Source organism: Novipirellula caenicola (assembly GCF_039545035.1).
Lineage (GTDB): Bacteria > Planctomycetota > Planctomycetia > Pirellulales > Pirellulaceae > Novipirellula > Novipirellula caenicola.
On record NZ_BAABRO010000006.1, the window covers coordinates 249,164 to 271,948 of the forward strand.

Consider the following 22,785-nt stretch of genomic DNA (forward strand, 5'->3'; position numbering starts at 1 on the left):
CCGCCAAAATTGCGGTGGAATCGAGTTGTTACACGTCGATTTCTTCGGCGTCTTCGGCGCGTTCCATGATGAACCGGAAACGCGCCGATGCATCGCGTCCCATCAAATCGCTGATCACGCGATCGGTTTCGAGGTGGTCGTCGACTTCGACTTTCAACAATCGCCGCGTTCGAGGATTCAGCGTGGTTTCCCAAAGCACCTTGGGCATCATTTCACCGAGACCTTTAAACCGAGTGATCTCGGGTTTAGCTCGCTTGGCATGCTCGGCCAAAATTTGCTCGCGATGCTCTTCGTCGTTCGCCCAATACGTTTCTTTGCCGATGTCAATTCGATACAGCGGCGGGACGGCGATAAACAAATGGCCGTCGGCAATCAACGCGGGCATGTGCCGATAAAAGAACGTCAACAATAGCGTCGTGATGTGATGACCATCGGAGTCCGCATCCGCGAGCAGGATGATCTTTTGATAACGTAGTGACGCTAGATTTAGGTTCGGACCGATGCCGCATCCAAGCGAGGCGATCATGTCTTGAATTTCTTTGTTTTCGACAATCTTTTTCAGTGTCGCACTCTCGGTGTTGAGCACCTTTCCTCGCAGCGGCAGGATCGCTTGGTTGTTTCGGTCTCGGCCTTGTTTGGCACTGCCGCCTGCCGAGTCACCTTCGACGATAAACAGTTCCGAGTTGCCTTTTCCGCTGGCCAAACAATCGCTGAGTTTGCCTGGCAACATCGTCCGTTTGGCGCCGCCTTTGCGTGAGACGGCTTCCGACGCGGCCCGGGACGCCGCCCGCGCTCGCGCCGCGGCGATGATCCGTGCAATGATCGAATCGGCGATCGAACGGTTGTTGTTCATCCATTGTTCAAGCGCCGGACGGATCGACGCTTCGGTCGACGGTTGAACTTCGGGATTGTTCAGCCGGTCTTTGGTTTGCCCTTGGAATTGAGGTTCCGCGATAAAGATCGACACGATGGCCACCATCCCTTCGCGGATGTCTTCGTGCGAAATCTTGACGCCGCGCGGCGTCAAGTTGTGCGTGTCGATGTAATTGCGTACCGCTTTGTTCAACCCGCTGCGGAACCCGTTCTCGTGCGTGCCGCCGTTACCGGTGGGAATCCCGTTGACATAGCTGCGGACATGTTCGTCGGTCGACTCGGTCCACTGCAGCGTTAGCTCCATGCGAATGTCGTCGTCTTTACGCAGCGTGAACGGCGAATCGTGAATCGGACGCGCCGAACGATCCTTCAGCACTTTGGCCAAGTAATCGACGATCCCTTGCTCGTGCAGGTACGTGACCTTGGTGCCAGCGACTTCGTCAATGTAGTTGACTTTGACGCCGCGATGCAGAAAGCTTGCCGTTTCCAGTCGCGTACGGATCGTTTCGCTATCGAAATCGACTTTGGGGAAAATCGTCGGGTCGGGACTGAACGTGATCGTCGTTCCGGTGCCGCGAACGGCTCCTTTCAACTTCTGCAGTTTTGTCTTTGCAATGCCTCGTTCAAAGATCATCCGGTATTGGGCACCATCACGGCGAACCACCGCGGTCAATTCTTTGGACAATGCGTTGACGACCGAGGCACCCACCCCGTGCAAACCGCCGGCGGTTTTGTAGTTGCCACCGTCAAATTTTCCGCCTGCATGCAGTACCGTCAGCACCATTTCGAGCGCTGGTTTTTTGGTTTTCGGATGCTTGTCGATGGGGATACCGCGACCGTTATCGCTAACGGTCACACTCGAGCCGTCTTTGTGCAGCGTCACGGTGATCTCGGTGGCGTGACCATTCATCGCCTCGTCGACCGAGTTGTCGACGATTTCCCAAATCAGATGGTGAAGTCCGGCCATCCCCACACCACCGATGTACATACCGGGGCGTTTGCGAACAGGATCGAGACCTTCGAGGGCAACGATATCTTTCGCACTGTAAGTTTTTGTTGCAGTACTCATATTCAGTTTTCGTCGAACGTTTCAGGTGCAGCGGGTGGAGGAGTCACGATCTCGGCAATCTTGCCGTTCTTCTGAATTTCGGTGCCGCGGCCGCCACGCGAAGTCACGCGGTACTTGGCGGTCGAGATCGTCTTCTTCGCTCCTCGATTTGTTTGAACCGTCATCAAATCTCGGTCACCGGTCGAAGCTTTGAAACCGAGCAATCGGTCGTCGCTGGTCAAGCGGATCAACGTGACTCCCTTGCCCGCACCGGACAAGTAATTGACTTCTTCGGCAGCACAGACCATCGCTCGACAGTTTTCTGAAACGGCAAGGATCACTTCGCTGCCGTGGATGGGCACGACGTCTATGATGGACGCGCCGGGGGCCACGCGAGCAAACCGGCGACCGCTTCGTGTGGACGGTTCGGCAAAACCGGCCAAGCCAAAGCGGAGCGCGAATCCATTGGAACTTGCCGCGAACGCGTGGGTGTGCGGGCACAAATCGGGTTGTTTCGGATCCTCTTGGATGTCGCCGATCACGCGTGGGTCGAACGACATCGCCGCGATGATGTGTTCGCCATCCTTCAGTTTGAATAACTTTTGGATCGGTTCGCCAAACCCAGTCGATGCAGGGATGTCGATCATGCGAGTGGTGTAGCAAACCCCCAGCGACGAGAAGAATCCGATCGACGAAACGGTGTTACCCGAAACGCAAGTCAGCACTTCGTCGCCTTGACGCAGTCGACTCTTGCTCGGATCGGCAATCTGTTTTTGTCGCTTCACCCAACCGTCTTTGGTCACCATGATGTGGCAATCTTCGGCGACGATAAAGTCTTCGGCTGCGTACTCGAGTTCCTCGGCTACGGTATTGATCTTGGATTGTCGCCGAGCAAACGGATCTTTGTTGTAGGCGTCGATCAACGATTCGATTTCGGTGCGTACGATTTTCCAACGCCCCGATTGGTAATTGTCTTTCGAATCTTCGTTCAACAGTTTCTTGATCTCGTTGGCTCGTTTTCGCTTGTCCTTCAACTCGTCCACGATCATGTTGATTTCAAGTCGTGCCAAGCGATACAGTTTCAATTCCAAGATCGCGTCGGTTTGCTCTTCGTCGAGTCCCCCTTTGTCCGCCGGGAACCGCTTCATGATCTTCATCGCCGCGTCGGCTTTGCCTTCGGATTTTCGGATGATTTGAATGATTTCATCCAACGCATCGAAGATCAGCGCGTAGCCTTCGAGAATATGGATCCGTCGCAGTAGCGCGTTGAGTTCGTTTTCGAGCCGTTTGGTCAACACTTCCAATCGGAAGTGCAAGAAGTGCCAAAGCACCTCCTTTAGCCCCAAGCGATTCGGAGCACCCACCTCTGGATTTTCAGTGGGCACCAAACACGTCATGTTGACGTTAAAGTTCTTTTGAAAATCAGTGTGCCGGTACAGGTAGGCGAGGACCTTGTTTTCGTCGGCCCCCTTTTTCAGCATCAAGTCGACGCGAATTTCGTCGGTCGACAAATCGCGTGCTTCGATCACCAACGGCAACTTGCCCGAGTAGATGATCTCGTTGATTCGCTCGACCAATGCCGACTTGTTCACCCCGAACGGAATCGAGGTGATCTGCAGGACCGGGCTGCCTTTGGTTTTTGTATTCAGTTCGGCGGTGCCACGCAGCTTGATCGTGCCTTGACCGGTGCTGTAGATCTCGCGGAGTTCTTCTTTGGTATTGGTGATCTCGCCGCCGGTGGGGAAATCAGGGCCTTGGACCGCATCGTTGGCGACCAATTGGTAGTCTTTGATCTCGGGGTCGCGAAGCAGTTTCAGCAGCGCCTGGCAAACCTCTTTCAAATTGTGGGGCGGAATGTTAGTGGCCATCCCGACGGCGATTCCCGTGGCGCCGTTGACCAACAAGTTCGGTACGCGGCTGGGCAAGACAACCGGTTCTTCACGGCTGCCGTCGTAGTTGGGTTTGAACGCAACCGTGCGGGTGGCCAAGTCGGCCAGGACCTCGTTGGCGATCGGCGTCATCCGGCACTCGGTGTACCGCATCGCCGCCGCGTTGTCGCCGTCGACGCTACCGAAATTACCGCTGCCGTCGATCAGCGGCATGCGAAGCGAGAACGCTTGAGCCATCCGCACCAAGGCTTCATAGATCGAACTGTCACCGTGGGGGTGGTAGTTACCCATCACGTCCCCGACGACCTTGGCACATTTTCGGTGCTTCGCAGTCGCGTTGAGACCTTGTTGGTTCATCGTGTACAGGATTCGCCGCTGGACCGGTTTCAGCCCGTCACGCACGTCCGGCAATGCCCGGCTCGTGATTACCGACAACGAATAGTTGAGATATCGTGATTGAGCGGCTTGCCGTAGCGGGATCGACGTCAGCAATTCGTCATCGACCGCGTCAAACAAAGATCCGTTGCTTTCGCCGTTGTTTTTCGAAGAGCCTTTTCGGCTGGATCCCGTTGATGAGTTTCGTTTTTGCCGTTTGGCCACGCCTTGAAGTCCTTTTGGTCAGTCCTGCGGATTTTCGAATCAGAGAGGAAGTAGTCTGTTTAACGGCAACCGCTCGCCGTCGAAAAGGTCGATCCGAAAAGATCGGCCCGAAAGGAATGATCGATCCGAAAGTTCGATCGCTGCTTCTTCTTCGGCAATCTTGCCTCGTCAACCTGCGTAATTTGTACGCTTTACAGCCGATTCGCTCGATAGGGCAATCTTGGAAGATTCTGCGCCGGAAAAGGGGTTATAGCGATCAAAGCCATCGCAGCGAAACCACGGATCACGTGAAGCTGGGCGAGCGAGAGAGCAAATAATCACGAACGCAGGGGATTTATCCCGAATTACAATGACGTAGGAATCTCTCTGGAAATCAGTTGCATTGCCAGACCCCCCATTGGCCCACGTCATCGTTCGCCGGGGCTATCGCACGTGAAAATTAGATTGGGTTCGTCGGAGGAACCGTAGGATGAAACGTCAAACCATGCTCGCAATCGCAGCCATGGCGTCACTTGCCATGGTCGCGGTCATGAACCAAACGGCTTCCGCCCAACACTTTGGACGCGGCGAACGCATCGTCAGCTCGCAAGTCGTCAGCGACGAAGTGGTCGGAGGTACCTCACAATACGCAGGCGATCTGGCCGTCAGCGACGGCTACGTGGGTGGGGTCGGGATCCAGCGTCAATATGGCACTCCGGACCTGTTTTACAACTATTATACCCAAGGCAATGCAAACCGGGCCAACGCCCAAATGTACCTGTCGCCTGTGCCGGTCCCGCCGAATGTCGGACACACCTTCTACACGTACCAGCCATTTTATCCTCAAGAAATGCTTTACGCGCACAAGGATCGATTCCACAACTACTATGACAACGGGCGAGGCATGAACCGCACCCGAGCGACGTACTGGTATCCGCCGGTCAAGCAAGCCGCCAGCAACCTGTATTGGAACTATCTGCGGCTTCCTCGCTAACGATTTTTGGGGGGCTGCCGAGAAAACAGCCCGACTCCGCACCTCCTCTATTTGGGAACCAATCATGATTCAACGTCTTGTCCTTGCCGCGGGTTTCGTGGCGACCCTCTGTGGTGCAATGCAAAGCAATGCGACCGCAGGAGATCCCTACGCCGTGACTCATATTTGGAATCAAAACTTTGCCATGGATCGCCCCTGGCACGGCCCGTACTACCATCAGAACTACGGACAACCGTTGGCATTAGTGGTCCCCCCCACCGCCCACATGCGGCAAACCTTGTCGTGGGGCGTTAGCCAAAACTTGATGTATCCAATTCACCATCAATACGGCCGCAACGCCAGCTACCCCGGCGCCGCAGCACCAGGCAGCTTCTACGCGACGCCCGGTTGGCCAAGCCATACCGATCAATTTGGCGTCTACTACGTCCGCGGACCTTGGTAGTCGTCCCGCGAAAAATCAAAGCATCAAAAAACGGCACGCCCTATTCAGGCGTGCCGTTTTTTTTATCCGTACCGAAGTCGCTTCGGTTGAGGTGCTAGGCTCTGTCCGAAAACCATAGCGGAAGTCGCAGGCGGCTTGTTGTTTTGGTCGTACGATGGACTTCCTAGTCCGTCGAATACGCCATTGACGGACTAGAAAGTCCGTCATACACCCATGCCGCAGGAAACTTCACTAAATCAACAAGCCGCCAAGACGTTCGGCAGCATGGCATACTCCATTAGGAAATCGAAATTTGTCAAGAATTCCGCTACCGAGTTTCCGCCTCGGATGCGTTCTCAGATAGTGCCTAGTGGTGCCATTGATTTAGTGGTGCCAGTGACCGGTTTGGTGCCAATCGTAGTGCCCCGGTTGGACATGAAAGTGGTTGCCATGACGGATAATTTCCGTTGGATGGTAATCCCAATGGCTGGTGTCGTGGTAATAGCCATGGCGATGACCGTGACCATAGCCGCCATGGTACCCACCATAATATGAGCGGTACGAGCTGCCGTAACGCGGCGTGTAGTGTTGGTAATGCCCGTGACTGTATCCACTTCCTCCTAAAGAGATATGAAGACCCCCAACCCGCAGGAATCCATTTCCGGCTTCCGCAGTTGAGGTGTCCGCAGTAAGGGCAAAACAGGCTGCGATTGCGGGAACCGCGATCCATTTTGTGATTGAAAACATCTTCTTCGAACTCCCCAAAATTGTTTCTCTCCTAAGCCAAACCCCGACTTAAGATCTCATCCGCTTCTAGATGCTACGATCGTGCCATGAAACTTGACCGTGAAACATTTTTTTCGGCAAGGATTTAAGTAGGTGTCATAAGTCGTTCAGCTGGAATAGTTTACGTTCGATGACCCGAGCGGGGAATTCACGGCGCGGTGGTTGCAAGACTCGCGTCGAATGGTCGATGGCGTGGTCGTTTTGAACACACTCAGTGTCGTCGGTTTGATCTCGGTTGTGGGAGGGGGCATGAGTTGGTGCTCGGCTTCTCTTTGGCCCCTACTTTCTTGCTAAGCGGCGGCCCGCGCGTGTTGTTACAATAAACCGCTGGCGTCGTTTCCCTTGTCACGTTGGGAGATTCTCGGATGGCTATTGCAGCAAATCCAATCGCGTCGCTCCATCACAGCCGGATTGTCTATCGGCGATTCGCTGTCGTCGCGATGTATGTGATCGCGGCATGTTTAGCAGCGATGCAGTCGGCCGCGCTCAATGGCGGCATGCTCGGCATCTTGGGAGCTCTCGGGCTATCGACCTCCGCGACAATGTGGTTCTGGATCGATTCGCATCTGCGGTCGCGGCCACATCCTTGGAGTCTTCAGTTTGTCTTTTTCCTGACTTGGCCGCTGGCGTCGCTGGTTTATTTGTTGGCGTCTCGTGGCGGCGTGCGAGGACTCGGTTACTGGATGCTGCACGCGATCGGATTGGGCGTGACCGTCGCCTTTGCATCGGTGATTGGAATGCTGGTGATGATGCTCGTTCCGTAGCACCGGTTGACCCGAACATTCGAACAGACCGCGCGACCAGAACGCGCGACCAGAAAGCGTGACCCGATCGATCAATCGAATTTGTCGACCCAGCGGGTCCACGATGCGATCTCTTCCTCGCTAAGCATCGGTTTGGGCAGCGTGCCAAGTCGCGTGCTGCCGGGCATCCCCGGGGTTTGGGCGCGGACGATCAGCATGCCGTTGGTGTTGACCTCGAATCCAATCATCCGATACCGGCTTTCTTGGCCATGCGCGATCGGGTCGATCTTGAAATCATAGCGTCCCAAGGAATGCCAGTTGTCGCGTTTGATTCCCGAGGTTTCCACCAGCGAGAGCGTCATCGTTTCCTGGGTGTCCCCCACGGTCAAACGCCGATTGGTGCGGGCCGGCAGCGCGGTACCACGCGGGACGATCGGCATGATCCGGCGGCGACCTTGCGGGGCTTCGACCAGAATCCCAATCGTTTGGCTGGTAACCGATTGAGGCGGCATCGCGATGCTGCCGCGGCCGGGCAGTTCGCTAGCCAAACAAGCGGCTGCGCCTCGAGCGACATCGGTGCGATCGACCACTTGAACAACAATCTCTTCGTTGAGTCCGCGGAGGATCTCGTCGCGTATCTCGTTCAATCGCAACAGCGGCCCGAGCGTGACAATTCGATCGATTCGTTTTCGCGACAGCGATGCATAATGGCACGCGGATTTGATTGCGCTGCGAACCCCATCGACCAAATCTTCGCATGCTTGTAGCCATTCGGACCGCACCAGTATCACCGTTTGGTCGACTCCGCCGATTTCGAGTGTCACCTTCGTCGTGGGCATCAACATCAACGCGTGCATCGCGGTTTCACAAGCGATTTGCAGATGCGCTGCTTTGGCGGATCGGCGTGGATCGACGCCGTAATTTTTTTCAAACGCCGCCGCCGCCATGTCGACCAAACGCTGCATCCACGGCAACGTGCCAGTATGCCAATGGCCTGCGGTCGAGATTTGTTTCATGCGGCTCGCATCACGATGAAACACCGCCGCTTCGGTGCCTTGCCCTGTCAAACCAAGAAACAAAATCTTTTGGTCCGTGGTGGTATCCAACGACGTCGTCGTTTCTTCGCTGCGAGCCGATTCTTCGACCGGTGGCAACAATAGCGACTGGGCCGCGGCGACACTGCGGTCGATCAAACGCACCGTTTTCAGTCCCGCCATCTGAGCTGATTGCAGGATGCTTTGGCGATGCAGTTGGTCATAGCTCGAGGGGACCGTGATCGCGACGGCTGCCGGGGCGCCGTCAAACTTCCATGCGTTGCGAGCAAGTCGTCTTAACAACAGCGCAAGCAGAACTTCGGGCGGACATTTTTGGCCTGCGATCGGTCGTTCGACAACCTGTTTCCCAATGTACATCGGCAAACAGTGCACCAGACTCTTGGATCGAGTCGCACGCCGCTTCATCGCTTCGTCGCCGAAGAACAATTGGTTCGCGTCGCTGCCAATCGACATGCGAAACAGCGGTCGTTTTTCGCCTCCGGCATACAGCGTGTTGACGCCGCCCTGAGGCGAGGCCTCGGCCGCGGCTGCGTAAAACATGCCCAGATCGAACGCCAACACGTTTGCCAGATGGGCCGAGGTCGAGCCACCGACGAACGTGGAACCTTCGCCGATCGGTTGTCGCAGTGCGAACTCGGCCAACCACTGCGGTTCATTCGTTTTGTCGGCGTATTCGCCAAGGTCTTCGATCACTTCGTCAAGCGACGTGTAGCGTGCATGAGGTTTCTTGGCCATCATGCGTCGAAACAGGTTGGCGAACTGCATGTCGACATCGCGTCGGACCTGCATCAAATCAGGGATTTCGCCGTGGCGATGCCCGTATACCTGCTCGAGGTATTCACCTGTAAACGGCGGTTGGCCGGTCAACAAGAAATACAGCGTCGCCCCGAGTGAATAGATGTCGCTTCGAGAATCGGCGGCGTCGGCGTCCTCGAGCTGCTCGGGTGACATGAACGACAACGTACCGACCAAACGCCCTTTTGACGGACGCGCGTTGACGATGTCCTCGCCGGACGAGTCGGATGCTTGCGATTGCGACTTTTGCGACGCGGGTACCGCAGGCTGACGCGTGGTCAACCCCGCAGTGCTGATGCGAGCAAGTCCGAGGTCAAGCACTTTGACCGTTCCGTCCTTGGATCGCATGATGTTGCCCGGTTTGACGTCACGGTGGACAATGCCGGCTCGGTGAGCGTGCAGCAGCCCCATCGACGATTGACGGATGATCGATGCCGCTTCGCCGACCGACAAGGGGCCGCGAGTGGCCACCGTATTGGTCAACGTCATCCCATCGACGTACTCCATGGCCAAGTAATGAATCCCGTGGTCCTCGCCCGCATCAAACGCCGCGACGATATTGGGGTGCAGGACACGTGAAGCCGCACGGATCTCTTCGTAGAAACGCTCGACGGCCTGTGGATCCTTCATCAATTGCCCAGGCAACATTTTCAGCGCCACCGTCCGCTGCATGCGAACATGTTCCGCCAAAAACACTTGCCCCATCCCGCCGCTGCCAAGTTTTTCTTTGAGGATGTAGTCGCCAAGCTGCTCGGGCATCGGCTCGACTTGGTCCTCACCTACCGCGGCTGCCCCGGTGCCCGAATCAGCAAAAAGAGCCGAGCCAGAAAGATCGAGTTCCGAAAAGTCGCCGCTCGATTGGCCGTCTCCATCGCATGTTGGAGGTTCGTCCGCACTGGGAAACAAGTTGGATGAGGGCGTATCAGGCACGACAAGGTATCTTTGGAGCGGATGAGATGCTGGAAAGATCGTGGAGTACCAGCGGCCCCGCATTCGGACGAATGTTTATGCTGGGAGGGAAAGCGATATCGCTCATCTGTTGAAACGCTGATTCTAGGCGAAGGAACTCATTTTTATAGACCTTACCGACTGTATGGATGACCAGAACCGCCGGATTCGGTACGATTCGTGAGGATTCTACGGCGTTTCATCATGGTGTAGGTGATTCAAACCGCCCAAACGAGGTGTTTGTCTCGGTTTTTCATTTTCTCACTCCACTTCGCATATCGGAAGTTGATCTCTTGTCTGACCCACAATCGGCTCGTCCTCATTCCACTGCTGCTGGTTCGGATCTTGCAGCGACGGATCGTCTGTTGCGGATCGCGACTCGCGAGAGCCCGTTGGCGATGTGGCAAGCCGAGCACGTTGCTAGCTTGCTTCAAGCGGCCGGTTACGCGACGAAATTGGTGCCGATGGTCAGCGGCGGGGACACCGACATGCGTCCGATCGATTCTGGCCGCCAGGTCGGCGTGTTCACCAAGCGAATTCAGCAAGCGGTCTTGGATGACGAGGCTGACATTGCGGTCCATTCGTTAAAGGATCTGCCGACCGAAGTCGATCCGAACCTAGTGCTTGCCGCGGTCCCGCCACGCGAAGTGGTCGAGGATTGTTTGGTGTCTCAATCGCAGTGGACGATTGCGACGTTGCCTGACGGAGCCAAGATCGGCACCGGCAGCCGCCGGCGTGCGGCTCAGTTGCGGTACCATCGCCCCGATTTGGATGTGCAACCGATTCGCGGCAACGTGCAAACACGACTCGAAAAACTGCGGGTTGGCGAGTACGACGCGATCATGTTGGCGTCGGCGGGGTTAACGCGATTAAAAATGGACGACGTGACTCGCGTCGAATTGCCGCTCGATCAAATGTTACCCGCACCCGGCCAAGGGGCGCTTGCGATCGAAGTGCATCGCGACGCCGAAGCGGTTCAGAAGATGGTGAGCGTCCTGAACCATATTCCCGCGCGAGCCGCAGTGACGGCCGAACGGACTTTGTTGGCGGCGCTCAACGGTGGCTGTTTGGCTCCCATCGCGGCTTATGCCCAAATCAACGATGGTATACTGTCGCTTGATGCGGTGGTGTTGTCGACCGACGGCACCAAGCGGCTGGACGAAAGCCGGTCGATCGCATTTGATCCATCGCAATGGGAATCGTGCGCAAAAACGCTGGCCGACCAAGCCAGCGAAAGTTTGGCGAGTCGGGGAGCTCGTGAATTGATTCACGACACACGGTCGTAGTGACCGATGCCGGCCCAACGTCGTCTGCTTGGGTATCGTTTGCGACGCGGAGCCGAGTGCCTTCTACCTTGGGTAGCGTCGCGAGCTGCTCGGTAGCAGCCAAACCGCCGGCCGTCGCACTACGCACCCGCGAAACTGGTCGTCGGATCGACGATCGGTTCATCGGTGTGAATTTGATCCGCCTCGATTTCTTCGTCCGCGCTCCGCAGCGATCCAAAGTACAACAAGCAAGTGACGGCGATCCCCATGCTGATCACAATCCAAAACGGTTGGTACTGGGGGCCTTGCTCGGTCGATTGCAAGAAGATCGATGCACCACCCCAACTGCTTTCGGTGATCCGCTGTAGCGAAACCGACAACGCATTATTGGTAAAGTGAATCAAGATGCCAGGCAACACCGACCCGGTTCGCAGTGCGATCCAACCCAGCAACAATCCCATCACAGTGGCAGCGATCGATTGCTGTAAAACGCCGTGCGAGATCCCAAACAGGATGGCGGTGACGACCACCGCACGCAGTCGTCCCCCTTGGCGTTCGAGCCCGCCAAAAATAAAGCCGCGGAAAGCAAGCTCTTCGCAAATCGCCGGGACGAGCGCCATCAACAACACCACTGAACCCCAGGGGGCGGCGGCAATTTGGTCAGCAAACGGCTTCATCGAAGCCATCGCTTGCTCGCTGACCGGATACATGTGACTGATCCACGACGACAACATGACATAGGTCGGATGCAGGGTACAGCCGAGCAGTACCCCTAACGGCAACGTGGTCCAATGAGGCATACGAATTCGTAAACTCTTTCGCAGCGAAGTCGTTAGCACGGTTGCCATCAACAGAGTCGGAGCCAGGATCAGACCGAGCTGTGGCATCAGCACCAAATTGCGGATGCCCGCGAACGTGGTTGGCATTTCGGTGACGGCTAGTTTGCCGAAGAACAATGCCACCAGGATTGCTGCACCACAGGCGACCGCTTGACTCGGGGTGGCCGCAATTTGTCGGTCACGCCACAGGTGCCGGACCCATTGCCGCAGTTCCCATTGTTCGTTGCTGCCAAACAGCACCGATTCGTTATCAAATTGTTTCAGTGCCCAGCGGGCTGCCATCCACAGACACGTGATCGTGACGCCGGCGACCATCGGCAAGTGCCACAGCGCGATCCCGTATTGGCCTTCGACCAACGCACGCACCATCAAAAACATTCCCGTGACGGGAATCAAACTGGTGCCGACGGTCAACGTCGTGCCGGGCAACATCGGCAACATCACCAACGGCAATGTGATCATCATCAGCGGCATCAAATAGTATTGGCCTTCTTTGCTGCTTCGCGCCATCGCGGCGACGGCCAACGCAAGTGCACTGAACAGTGTGGACAGTGGAACCAGGGCGACCAGCAACCACAGCATCGGGCCAACCGGCGGTGCACCGATCGCGCCGGCAGCGTTGCCGAAACTAATCTGGCCGATCACAAACGAACTGGTCACCAACATACTTCCTGCGTTTAGGATCGCTGTCAGCATGCTAAAGGTCGTCACAGCGGCCAATTTGCCGGCGACGATTTCCGAGCGAAGTGCCGGGCTACACAGCAACGTTTCCAGCGTGCCGCGTTCTTTTTCGCCAGCGACCAAGTCGATCGCAGGATAGAACGCACCGGTCATCGCCCAAATCAGCATGATGAACGGCAGCAATTTGCTCCACAATGCCGCTTCGCGAGTACTGGCCGGTGCGATATCGATATCGTTCAGCTGGAACAATTCCAGCGACAGCATATCGATGCCCGACTCGGTCAACCGCTCGTTGATCCAACCCGAACGCCACGTTCCCAAGATTTTGGCGACCCGTTCACGAGCCACCATCGATTGGTCCGAGGCCACGTTGTAGAGCAATTGGATTGCCGCTTCGTCTTTTTTTAATCGATCTGCGGGCTCGGTGAATTCGGGCGGCACAACCACCACGACGTCAAACATACCGCTACTGACCCACTCTTGGGCGCGTTCAGCGACCGGGCGACGCGAATTTACTTCGTCCCACGGATACGTCACCACTTGCAGCGGGTCGTCGGCGGGCACCAACGATTCCGCGAAACGGTCTTCGCCCACCAGCGGTGGAACGTCAGCCAAATGGTCGGTGCCGATCACACACACACTGGTCGAATGCTGCTGCGTGAACTGAACCATCTGCAGCAACAAGGTTCCGACCAACGGGTAAAGCAGTACTGGCAACACCGCGATCGTGAATAGCGTGCGGCGGTCACGCAGTTGGTCTCGCATTTCCCGAGCATAGATCAGCCACACCGAGGACCAGCGTAGTTTGTCGGCGTTTTGTCGTTTTGGGCTTTTGATAAGGTTCATGCGAATGCTCCTGAGATAGCGAGTCCTTGCACGTCCGCGTCCCCTTGTTCGTGTCGGCTAAGCAGGTCAAAGAAGACCTCTTCAAAGTCTTCTTGGCCATGTCGCTGGCGAAGGTTTTCTAGCGTGCCGCTGTCTAGGATTCGGCCTTGGTGCATGATCGCAATCCGGTCACACAATTTTTCGACCTCGCTCATAATGTGAGTCGAGAAGATCAAGCATTTGCCGCTGTCACGCAGATCCCGCACGATCGCCAACAGGTTGCGAGCCACCATCACATCGAGTCCCAGTGTGGCTTCGTCAAACACCAGCACCGGAGGGTTGTGAACCAAGGCGCGGGCGATCGAGACTTTTTGTTTCATTCCGGTCGACATCTTTGCGCCCGGGACATCGCGAAAATCGTTCATTCGCAATTGAGTGAACAACGATTCGAGGCGTTCGCGAAGCTCGTCGCGAGTCATGCCGTGCAAGCGACCGAAGTAGCCGACCATTTCCCACGCAGTCATGCGATCGTACATCGCGGTATTGTTGCTGACGAATCCGATTCGGCGACGCACTTCGGCTGGATCCGCCACGACGTCGTAACCGGCGACTTTGGCGATCCCCGAAGTCGGGCTCAGTACCGTGCTCAAGATGCGAAGCACGGTGGTTTTGCCCGCGCCGTTGGGCCCCAGCAGCCCAAAGATTTCGCCTGCCCCGACCGTGAACGAGACACGGTCGACGGCGATAAACCGACCACGATTCAGATCGTCGTAGGTCTTGGTTAGATGTTGTACGTGAATCATGGATGCCCATCTGCCCGGGATCAAATTGCCGTGGTCGGTTGAATCGTCGCGTGACGGTCAACACGGTCATAACGGTTGTTCCTACGGCGACCGCATCCTCAGCGTGGGGCTACCGGACGGGGTCAAAAGCGCATGGAGAAACCGCTACGGAATCGTAGCCCCCGATAGGGCAAAGGACAGCGATTCATGAGCGAACATGGCAAAAACGTGAGCAAAGGAACCCGGGGGGGCGTTAATCCTTCACTCTAAGCCGTACAACCGGACCTGTGATCGAATCGAGCGATTCGATTTCCTGCGTCGCGGCTCGAGCGGCACCCTCGGTCGCTTCGTGCGTCATGATGACCAACGGGACCGGATCGAGGTGCGTCGATCCGTTTTCGCCCTCGTGCTGCATCACCGAGGCGATCGAGATCTTGTGCTTGGCCAACACCGAAGTGATCGACGCCAGCGTTCCGGGATGATTCGCTACGCTGAGTCGGAAATAATTCCGTCCCACCAACGTATCGGCATCGCGAAGTTTCGCACGCGGAGGATTATCGATCGAAAAATACTCGAGCGTTTGGAACGTCAATCGAGTCCGTCCGACGGCGGTATCGATCAGATCGGCGACCACGGCCGAGGCGGTCGGCATCTGGCCAGCACCCAATCCATGGTAAAACACCGGTCCGACGGCATCGCCGACGACACGGATGGCATTAAACGCGTCGCGAACTTCGGCCAGCGGAGTCCCGATGCGGACCAACGTTGGCGCCACCGAAAGCTCGAGTCCATCGTCCGCCAAATTGGCCAAGGCCAATAACTTGATGCGATAACCGAGTTGGCGGCTGTATCGCAAATCATCGGGATCCAGCCCGTCGATCCCCATGCGCGGGATGTCAGACCAATCGACGGTCGCTCCGAACGCCAAATGCGCCAGGATCGCTAATTTCTGGGCCGCGTCTGTGCCGTCCACGTCCATCGTCGGGTCGGCTTCGGCGTAACCTAGTTCTTGGGCCTTGCGAACGACGACGTCGTAGGGCGCCCCTTTCTCGTCCATCTGTGTGACGATGAAGTTGCTGGTACCGTTGAGAATGCCTTCGAGTGATCGAATCTGGTTTGCCGACAAGCATTGGCTGACGTTGGCGATGATCGGGATCCCACCGGCGACCGACGCCTCAAACGCGATGCTACGGCCAAGTTCACGAGCCCGGGTGAACAATTCGGGGCCATGTTCGGCCAACAGCGCCTTGTTCGCCGTGACGATGTCTTTGCCGGATTCGAGCAGTCGCAACATGATCGAACGCGCCGGTTCCAAGCCGCCGATCAATTGAGCGACGACCGAGATCTCAGGATCATTGATCACGTCTTCAAGCGAATCGGTCGCGACCCCCGCCGGTAGATCAACGTCACGATGTTTGGCTAGATCGCGAACGACCGCCTTCTTCAGCCACAAGGTGCGGCCAGCATGGCGCGACGTGCGATCGCCATGATCAAGTAACAGTTTCGCGACACCCGTGCCAACGGTTCCCAGGCCAACAATGGCAATGTTTGTTTTTTCCATGCGAAAATGGTAATCGCAACGACCGCCCTCGACGAGGGCACAGGGGGGTGAACCAAAAAAAACAGCGGCCGTTTCGGGCCGCTGTTTCAAGATTGATTTTATCGAGGTCGACAGACCGCCGAACTACTTCTTCGAGTTCAGGGCAGCTTGAGCGGCCGCCAAACGTGCGATTGGCACGCGGAACGGGCTGCAGCTGACGTAGTTCAGACCAGCTTCGTGACAGAAGCGGATCGACGCAGGGTCGCCACCGTGTTCGCCACAGATACCGACCTTCAGGTCTTTCTTGACGCTACGGCCCTTCTCGACACCCATTTCGACCAATTGGCCCACACCCGAGGTATCGAGCGATTGGAACGGGTCAACCTCGAGGATTTCTTGATGGATGTAATCCGGCAAGAAGGTGTTGACATCGTCACGGCTGTAACCGAACGTCATTTGCGTCAAGTCGTTCGTGCCGAAACTGAAGAAGTCGGCATGAGCGGCAATTTCGTTCGCGGTCAAACAAGCACGTGGGATTTCGATCATGGTACCGATCGAGATATCCAAGGTGCCGTTGAACTTCTTGGCGGTCTTGGTTTCTTCGATCGTCTGTTCGACCTTACCACGAAGAAGTTCCAATTCGTTCGCCGTTCCAACCAACGGGATCATGATCTCGGGTTGAGCCTTGATCTTCTTGCCCGCACAGTTGATTGCCGCTTCGACAATCGCGCGAACTTGCATTTCAAGGATTTCCGGATAGGTCACGCTCAAGCGGCAACCACGGTGACCAAGCATCGGGTTGGACTCGTGCAGTGCTTGTCCACGCTTGGAAATTTCGTTGGCCGAAACGCCCAATTCTTTTGCCACGATTTTTTGGCTGGCGCTTTCGTGCGGCAAGAATTCGTGCAATGGTGGGTCTAGCAAACGGATGGTGACGGGCAGCCCGTTCATCGCCTTGAAGATGCCTTCGAAGTCTTTGCGTTGGAACGGCAGCAATTTCTTCAGTGCCGCACGACGATCTTTTTCGTCCTGAGCCAAAATCATCGAACGCATGTGCGTGATTCGCTCGGGGTCAAAGAACATGTGCTCGGTACGGCAAAGTCCGATGCCTTCGGCACCGAAGTCGCGAGCTCGCTTGCTGTCGGCAGGCGAATCGGCGTTGGTGCGAATTGCCAACGTGCGGTACTCGTCGGCCCACTTCATCAACTTGGCAAAGTCGCCCGAAAGTTTTGGCTCTTGTGTTTCCACTTCGCCCGCCATGACTTCACCGGTGGTTCCGTCAAGGCTGATGACGTCTTTGACGCCGAAGGTGCGTCCACCGACTTTGATCTTCTTGCCTTTTTCGTTGATCTCGACGTCACCTGCACCGGCAACACAGCACTTGCCCCAACCGCGAGCAACCACGGCCGCGTGGCTTGTCATTCCACCGGTGCTGGTCAAAATGCCCGCAGCGGCGTTCATGCCGTCCACGTCTTCGGGACTGGTTTCTTTACGAACCAAGATCACCTTTTCGCCCGCGTCGGCTCGCTCACGTGCTTCTTCGGCACTGAACGCCAACTTACCAACCGCTGCACCGGGGGAAGCCGGCAAACCACGAGTCAAAACGTCCGCAGCGTTACGCGCGGTCGGTTTGAAGCTAGGTAGCAACAATTGCGTCAAGTCGTTCGCCGGAACACGCAGCACGGCGGTCTTTTGATCGATCAATTTTTCTTTGACCATGTCGCAAGCGATCTTGACCGCCGCGACTCCGGTGCGTTTGCCGGTTCGGGTTTGCAGCATGTACAACGTGCCACGTTCGATCGTGAACTCGATGTCCTGCATTTCAGCGTAGTGATCTTCGAGCGTTTTCTTGATCGCGATCAGTTCTTTGTGAACCGCTCGGTTCCACTTCGGCATCTCTGCAACCGGTTGTGGGGTGCGGATACCGGCAACCACGTCTTCGCCTTGAGCGTTGATAAGGAATTCACCGAAGAATTTGTTTTCGCCGGTGTTCGGGTTACGGGTGAAGGCAACCCCGGTTCCCGAGTCGTCGCCCATGTTGCCGTAAACCATCGATTGCACGTTGACCGCGGTTCCTAGCAAACCGCGGATGCCTTCGATTTCACGGTAACGAACGGCGCGAGAGGTGTTCCACGAGCCGAAGACAGCCATGATCGAAAGTTCAAGCTGCTTGATCGGGTCTTGCGGGAAATCTTCGCCCGTCGACTTTTTGTAAACCGCTTTGTAGGATTCGCAAAGTTGCTTCAATCCTTCGGCGGGAACTTCGGTGTCTTCGCTGACTTTGTACTTCTTCTTGATTTCGTCAAACGCTTTTTCGAATTGATGATGGTCCATGCCCATCACCACGTCACCGAACATGTTGATCAAACGACGATAAGCGTCATAAGCGAATCGTTCGTTCTTGGTTGCTTTGGCGAGGCCTTCGGTGGCCGCGTCGTTCAAACCAAGGTTCAAAATGGTGTTCATCATTCCGGGCATACTAACGGCTGCACCCGAACGAACGCTGACAAGCAGTGGGTTCGAATCGTCACCGAACTTTTTGCCAAGTTCTTTTTCCAGCGTTTTGACCGCCGCGTTGACTTCGTCCATCAAGCCCTTGGGCATCTTTTCGCCCGACTTGTAATACGCGTCGCAAACGGCGGTTGTGATCGTGAATCCGGGAGGAACCGGAAGACCAATCGCGGTCATTTCAGCAAGGTTCAAACCTTTGCCGCCCAAGATTGCTTTGCTTGCACCGCGGCCTTCGGTTTTTGTCTTACCGAAGTAGTAAACCATCTTGTCAGCTGAGCCAGCTTTCTTTGCCATAGTTAGTCTCTGAAGGAACCGTCGTGGTTTGTAAGGGAGAGGGTTTGTAAGTGAGTGATTGAATACAGATCTAAGATCTAAATGGGGAGCCACATGAACTTCGAGCGGTCCCAAACAACAAGGCATTGGCGGCCCTAAACCACGAATAACAACGCCTTTTACGGGGAAACTTTATTTCCCATTTGACCTAAGGTCAATGAGTGCTATGGAATTTGAAGCTAATCACTGCGTTGAGTTGGACGATTTCGCAATGATTGCCGTCTGCGCTAGGCCGCATCGATTTAGTGATCTTGAGGCCAATGTTGTCCGCAACATCGTTGCCGCAGGTAAGGCCAGCGGTTTAGCGGCAAGGCCGATTGAGGCGGGTGTGACGCGCGGGCAAAGCAGAATCGGTACAAAACGAAAAAAGCGGCGATGTGGCTGATGCACACCGCCGCTTTTCAATTCAGTAGGGCTGACAGGAATCGAACCTGCACTCCGTAAAGGAACTGGATCCTAAATCCAGCGCGTCTGCCAGTTCCGCCACAGCCCCGACGTGATTCGCAGATGATAGTAAACAAGACGGCGATGCCGAAAGCCCGCCGTCGTGATTTTATCAAGCAAAAATTAGACTTCTTCGGTCACGACGGTTGGGACAACCCAAACCTTCAGTGCCGCGTCGACTTCGCTGTGCAAGTGCACCTTGACGGTGTACAAACCGAGTTCCTTCAGCGGACCTTCCAAACGGATTTGGTCTTGCGCCAAAGTGAAACCGGCACCCTTGAGGGCGTCGACGATTTCGTGAGCTCCGACGCTGCCGTACAAATGGCCTTCGTCGTTGGCGTTGGCTTCGATCGTGATCGATTGCTTGCCGAGCTCGTCCGCCATGTCGCGGTAGCTCTTGAGCTTTTCGAGTTCCAAGGCACGCAGTTTTTCGCGGTGCTTTTCGACCATTCGCTTGTGGTGGTCGGTGGCAACGGTCGCCAACCCTTGAGGCAGCAGGTAGTTCAGCGCGTAGCCCGATTTGACTTCGACGATGTCGCCTTGCTTGCCGAGGTGTTCGACATTGTGGATCAATAGTAGCTGAATGCCACCGTTAGCGCCTTTGGGCAAACGTTTAAATGGTCGCTTGAACGATCGACCCGTGCTAGTCTTTGGTTTCGGCATCACAAAACTCGAGTGAACAAATAAGGGTGTGTATGGGTGGATGGATGGGTTCTGAAGGAGCCGTTCGGTTTAGAACGGGATGTCAGGATCGTCGTAACCGGGGCCGTTGCCGGTCGGTTGTGCTTCTCGCTGGCCCGCCGGGTTGCCCGTCGCTCGGGGTGCCGCACCGCCAGAAGAATGTGAATCTTGGTAATCGTGTGAATCGTAGCTGGTTTCTTGGACCGTATCGCGACGTTGTGGTTGGCTTCGTTGGCGTGATTCGCCACCGCCTCCTCCGCCGCCGCCACTTAACATTTGCATTCGTTCGCCGATCACTCGCAGCTTGCTGCGTTTTTGGCCATCGGTTTCCCACATGTCCAATTTCAGTCGGCCTTCGACCAGGATCGGGGATCCCTTGCTCAGGTATTCGCTTGCGACTTCTGCGGTTCGCCCCCAAAGCGTCACGTCGACAAACGTTGTCTCCTCGACCCATTCTCCGGTAGCTGACTTTCGGCGGTCGTTCACAGCAATCGTGATCTCGGTGACTGCGGTTCCACCGGTGGTGTACTTCAGTTCGATATCGCGTGTAATGTTGCCTACCAAAACGACGCGGTTATAGCTTGCCATGATTTTCCCCGAAACATTTTAAATGTCGAAATGTTTTGCTTAAGTAATTTGCTGTGGGCGATGCGAGTGACGCATCGCCGTGCCAGCAACGGCGTCTGGGACGCACTTCAGTGCCGCCGGGCACCCTGCGCCATCCTACCGCTGCCGCCGTTCACAAGCAAATCTTAGGCTTCGGAGCTGACCACCGAATCGTCTTCGGCGTTGGCGTCATCCGAGTCGTTGTCGTCGGAATCGTCCGCTTCCTCTTCGCCACGGCTCGATAGCGTGAAGGATTCGCCACGCGCGTTTGCAAGCATTGGCTCGACCAAACGAGGGTCAAGCTTGAGCGTCAATTCACGCAAGATCGGTTCGCAGAGCTGGAACGCTCGCTCGATCTTGACGAGTTGCTCGCCTTCGATTTCGAAGTAAGTCAACCAGTAGGTGCCCTTTTGGTGCTTGTCGATGGGGTAGGCGAGTCGCTGTTCCATCCACATCCGGCTGACGAGCACGTTGCCGCCATTTTCGCTGATGATTTGTTCGATCTGCTTGCTGACGCCGCCGGGATCGCGTGCGTATTGGTTGCTATCGAGGATGAATAGCGTTTCGTAAGTGTTTTTCGCCACGGTTTTATCGTCTCTCTACGGTCTGATGGGTGCGTTGAACGCAGCGCTGTTTCGGAAAATGCTTCTATTTTTAAGCGGTATGTTATCGAGCGGGTGTGATTTTGCCCAGCACCATACTCGCATTCCGCATTGGGGTCCGCAGCGTTGGGTTCGGACCGTCGTTTCGCAACGTCAGTCTGGTTAACGCATTGGGGTTAACTTCTTACTCACTTACCGAGTCTCACGAAGGGTTGCCGCCTTGCCAGGTTAGGGCGACGGCTTGGTTTTGCCCTTGGGCTTGGCCGGGACCTTCGCGTTGTACTCGGTCATGGTTTGCGTAATCCCGTTGGTTGCCCAGTCCATTGCGGCATGGGCAGCTCGGGTTGTCGCTTCATCGATCGTTTGCTGTTCGCTTTTGTTGAACTTGCCCAACACATGATCGACCACTTCCCATCCTTCGGGAGGCCGGTCGATGCCGATCTTCAGTCGTGGAAACGACTCCGATCCAAGGTGCCGGATGATGTCCGCCAACCCCTTCTGGCCTCCTGATGACCCCGAGGCTTTCAGCCTCAGTCGCCCGCAGGGAAGATCCAAATCGTCGCAGATCACTACGATTTCTTCGGGGGGTAGTTTAAAAAAATCAATCGCTTGTCTTACGCTCTTGCCGCTGGCGTTCATGAACGTCTGAGGCCACAGGATCGCAAGTTTTTCGCCGCGGTGATTTCCCTCGGCCCAAAGCCCCTCGAAGCGAACTTTCGAAGGGCTGGCAGAGATCAACGCTGCAATTTTGTCCGCGGCCATGAAGCCGACATTGTGTCGAGTTTGTTCGTATTTCCGCCCGGGGTTCCCCAGGCCAACGATCAATTTCATGGCAGTGGATCGAAAGTCAGTGTGAGCTGACCCTAGTCTTCCTCGTCCTTCGGTCCGCCCTTGGCAATCACGTCAGGCTCGGTGGCCGCTTCATCCGAGTCGCTTTCGGCCTTCGCCGCACGCGGTTCTTCGATGTGAGCGACCACGGTGTCGGCAGGGGTGACGAGTTCCACGCCTTCGGGCAGTTCCAAGTCGCCTGCAGTCAACGATTGACCAAGGTGAAGATCCGAAACGTTCAACCCGACGTGCTCAGGAATGTCGCCAGCCGAGCAACGGATTTCAACTTCGTGATGGTTTTCCAACAGGATGCCGCCTTCGCGAACGCCCGCAGGATCGCCGTGGACATGGATGGAAACGGTCACTTCCACTTTTTCGGACAAATTGACCCGCATCAAGTCGAGGTGCAGTACTTCGATCCCCAAGGGATCCCACTGCATCGCGCAAACCATCGCGGTTTCTTTGATTGCACCGGCGAGCTCGACCGTCTTGCCGTGATGGCGCAAGAGGGCTTTGACTTCGTCCGATGGGACCGAAAGCGACTCAGTCGCTTCGCCGTGTCCGTACAATACAGCGGGGATTCGACCGCTCTGACGCAAACGCCGAGTGGCAGCGGAGCCTGTTCGCTCACGCTTCTCGACCTGCAATACGTCTGTCATGGCTGGATCAACCTTCCAGTCAAATTGTGATTCATCAATAAATTTCGGTAAACGCCGA

At 56.0% G+C, this 22,785-nt stretch carries 18 protein-coding genes and 1 tRNA gene; 5 read left to right on the forward strand and 14 right to left on the reverse strand.

Annotated features, from left to right (window positions below; genetic code table 11):
* Positions 1 to 28 precede the first annotated feature (28 nt).
* Complete coding sequence (locus ABEA92_RS14795; RefSeq protein WP_345684615.1) at positions 29 to 1,942, reverse strand: DNA gyrase/topoisomerase IV subunit B; 1,914 nt, start codon at positions 1,940 to 1,942, stop codon at positions 29 to 31.
* A gap of 2 nt (positions 1,943 to 1,944) precedes the next feature.
* Positions 1,945 to 4,410 (reverse strand): DNA gyrase/topoisomerase IV subunit A, encoded by a 2,466-nt coding sequence (locus ABEA92_RS14800; protein ID WP_345684616.1) that lies wholly within the window; start codon positions 4,408 to 4,410, stop codon positions 1,945 to 1,947.
* Here ABEA92_RS14800 and ABEA92_RS14805 point away from each other — a divergent pair.
* From ABEA92_RS14805 to ABEA92_RS14815, 3 genes are all read left to right on the forward strand, one after another.
* Positions 4,383 to 4,727: a hypothetical protein gene (locus ABEA92_RS14805; RefSeq protein ID WP_345684677.1), complete on the forward strand. Its 345-nt coding sequence runs from the start codon at positions 4,383 to 4,385 to the stop codon at positions 4,725 to 4,727. The genes ABEA92_RS14800 and ABEA92_RS14805 overlap by 28 nt on opposite strands.
* Before the next feature lie 152 nt (positions 4,728 to 4,879).
* Entirely contained in the window at positions 4,880 to 5,383 is a 504-nt protein-coding gene (locus ABEA92_RS14810; protein ID WP_345684617.1) for a hypothetical protein, read from the forward strand.
* A 118-nt stretch (positions 5,384 to 5,501) separates the two neighbouring features.
* Positions 5,502 to 5,825 (forward strand): hypothetical protein, encoded by a 324-nt coding sequence (locus tag ABEA92_RS14815; RefSeq protein ID WP_345684675.1) that lies wholly within the window; start codon positions 5,502 to 5,504, stop codon positions 5,823 to 5,825.
* A gap of 363 nt (positions 5,826 to 6,188) precedes the next feature.
* On the opposite strand, the gene ABEA92_RS14820 is transcribed toward ABEA92_RS14815, so the two are convergent.
* Positions 6,189 to 6,551, reverse strand: a complete 363-nt coding sequence (locus tag ABEA92_RS14820) for a hypothetical protein (RefSeq protein WP_345684618.1) — start codon at positions 6,549 to 6,551, stop codon at positions 6,189 to 6,191.
* A gap of 404 nt (positions 6,552 to 6,955) precedes the next feature.
* Here ABEA92_RS14820 and ABEA92_RS14825 point away from each other — a divergent pair, with 404 nt between their 5' ends.
* Entirely contained in the window at positions 6,956 to 7,354 is a 399-nt protein-coding gene (locus tag ABEA92_RS14825; protein ID WP_345684619.1) for a hypothetical protein, read from the forward strand.
* A 71-nt stretch (positions 7,355 to 7,425) separates the two neighbouring features.
* On the opposite strand, the gene ABEA92_RS14830 is transcribed toward ABEA92_RS14825, so the two are convergent.
* Positions 7,426 to 10,113 carry a protein kinase domain-containing protein gene (locus tag ABEA92_RS14830; RefSeq protein ID WP_345684620.1) on the reverse strand — a complete coding sequence of 896 codons (2,688 nt, stop codon included), beginning with the start codon at positions 10,111 to 10,113 and terminating at the stop codon, positions 7,426 to 7,428.
* A gap of 383 nt (positions 10,114 to 10,496) precedes the next feature.
* Between ABEA92_RS14830 and hemC the strand changes: the two genes are divergently transcribed.
* Positions 10,497 to 11,417: a hydroxymethylbilane synthase gene (hemC, locus tag ABEA92_RS14835; RefSeq protein WP_425572441.1), complete on the forward strand. Its 921-nt coding sequence runs from the start codon at positions 10,497 to 10,499 to the stop codon at positions 11,415 to 11,417.
* 119 nt (positions 11,418 to 11,536) lie between these two features.
* Here the strand turns inward: hemC and ABEA92_RS14840 are convergent, their stop codons facing one another.
* From ABEA92_RS14840 to ABEA92_RS14885, 10 genes are all read right to left on the reverse strand, one after another.
* On the reverse strand, positions 11,537 to 13,762 hold the full coding sequence (locus ABEA92_RS14840) for an ABC transporter permease subunit/CPBP intramembrane protease (protein WP_345684622.1): 2,226 nt from the start codon (positions 13,760 to 13,762) through the stop codon (positions 11,537 to 11,539).
* On the reverse strand, positions 13,759 to 14,544 hold the full coding sequence (locus ABEA92_RS14845) for an ATP-binding cassette domain-containing protein (protein ID WP_345684623.1): 786 nt from the start codon (positions 14,542 to 14,544) through the stop codon (positions 13,759 to 13,761). The genes ABEA92_RS14840 and ABEA92_RS14845 overlap by 4 nt, the downstream gene beginning before the upstream one ends.
* 232 nt (positions 14,545 to 14,776) lie before the next feature.
* Positions 14,777 to 16,084 (reverse strand): homoserine dehydrogenase, encoded by a 1,308-nt coding sequence (locus tag ABEA92_RS14850; RefSeq protein WP_345684624.1) that lies wholly within the window; start codon positions 16,082 to 16,084, stop codon positions 14,777 to 14,779.
* Positions 16,085 to 16,207: 123 nt separating this feature from the next.
* Complete coding sequence (ppdK, locus tag ABEA92_RS14855) at positions 16,208 to 18,868, reverse strand: pyruvate, phosphate dikinase (RefSeq protein WP_345684625.1); 2,661 nt, start codon at positions 18,866 to 18,868, stop codon at positions 16,208 to 16,210.
* Positions 18,869 to 19,317: 449 nt separating this feature from the next.
* Positions 19,318 to 19,400, reverse strand: a tRNA-Leu gene (locus tag ABEA92_RS14860).
* Positions 19,401 to 19,474: 74 nt separating this feature from the next.
* A complete protein-coding gene (rplI, locus tag ABEA92_RS14865; RefSeq protein WP_345684626.1) occupies positions 19,475 to 20,014 on the reverse strand; it encodes a 50S ribosomal protein L9 in 540 nt (179 codons plus the stop codon).
* Positions 20,015 to 20,083: 69 nt separating this feature from the next.
* Positions 20,084 to 20,620 (reverse strand): single-stranded DNA-binding protein, encoded by a 537-nt coding sequence (gene ssb / locus ABEA92_RS14870; protein ID WP_345684627.1) that lies wholly within the window; start codon positions 20,618 to 20,620, stop codon positions 20,084 to 20,086.
* A gap of 164 nt (positions 20,621 to 20,784) precedes the next feature.
* Complete coding sequence (gene rpsF, locus ABEA92_RS14875) at positions 20,785 to 21,222, reverse strand: 30S ribosomal protein S6 (RefSeq protein WP_345684628.1); 438 nt, start codon at positions 21,220 to 21,222, stop codon at positions 20,785 to 20,787.
* Positions 21,223 to 21,468: 246 nt separating this feature from the next.
* Positions 21,469 to 22,071: an aminoacyl-tRNA hydrolase gene (gene pth / locus ABEA92_RS14880; RefSeq protein WP_345684629.1), complete on the reverse strand. Its 603-nt coding sequence runs from the start codon at positions 22,069 to 22,071 to the stop codon at positions 21,469 to 21,471.
* A 32-nt stretch (positions 22,072 to 22,103) separates the two neighbouring features.
* Positions 22,104 to 22,727, reverse strand: a complete 624-nt coding sequence (locus tag ABEA92_RS14885) for a 50S ribosomal protein L25 (RefSeq protein WP_345684630.1) — start codon at positions 22,725 to 22,727, stop codon at positions 22,104 to 22,106.
* Positions 22,728 to 22,785 lie beyond the last annotated feature (58 nt).

Coding starts and splice junctions, on each gene's coding strand:
- ABEA92_RS14795 (WP_345684615.1), bottom strand. CDS start 1,942: ATGAGTACTGCAACAAAAACTTACAGTGCGAAAGATATCGTTGCCCTC.
- ABEA92_RS14805 (WP_345684677.1), top strand. CDS start 4,383: ATGAGTTTCGTTTTTGCCGTTTGGCCACGCCTTGAAGTCCTTTTGGTC.
- ABEA92_RS14810 (WP_345684617.1), top strand. CDS start 4,880: ATGAAACGTCAAACCATGCTCGCAATCGCAGCCATGGCGTCACTTGCC.
- ABEA92_RS14815 (WP_345684675.1), top strand. CDS start 5,502: ATGCAAAGCAATGCGACCGCAGGAGATCCCTACGCCGTGACTCATATT.
- ABEA92_RS14820 (WP_345684618.1), bottom strand. CDS start 6,551: ATGTTTTCAATCACAAAATGGATCGCGGTTCCCGCAATCGCAGCCTGT.
- ABEA92_RS14825 (WP_345684619.1), top strand. CDS start 6,956: ATGGCTATTGCAGCAAATCCAATCGCGTCGCTCCATCACAGCCGGATT.
- ABEA92_RS14840 (WP_345684622.1), bottom strand. CDS start 13,762: ATGAACCTTATCAAAAGCCCAAAACGACAAAACGCCGACAAACTACGC.
- ABEA92_RS14845 (WP_345684623.1), bottom strand. CDS start 14,544: ATGATTCACGTACAACATCTAACCAAGACCTACGACGATCTGAATCGT.
- ABEA92_RS14850 (WP_345684624.1), bottom strand. CDS start 16,084: ATGGAAAAAACAAACATTGCCATTGTTGGCCTGGGAACCGTTGGCACG.
- ppdK (WP_345684625.1), bottom strand. CDS start 18,868: ATGGCAAAGAAAGCTGGCTCAGCTGACAAGATGGTTTACTACTTCGGT.
- rplI (WP_345684626.1), bottom strand. CDS start 20,014: ATGCCGAAACCAAAGACTAGCACGGGTCGATCGTTCAAGCGACCATTT.
- ssb (WP_345684627.1), bottom strand. CDS start 20,620: ATGGCAAGCTATAACCGCGTCGTTTTGGTAGGCAACATTACACGCGAT.
- pth (WP_345684629.1), bottom strand. CDS start 22,071: ATGAAATTGATCGTTGGCCTGGGGAACCCCGGGCGGAAATACGAACAA.
- ABEA92_RS14885 (WP_345684630.1), bottom strand. CDS start 22,727: ATGACAGACGTATTGCAGGTCGAGAAGCGTGAGCGAACAGGCTCCGCT.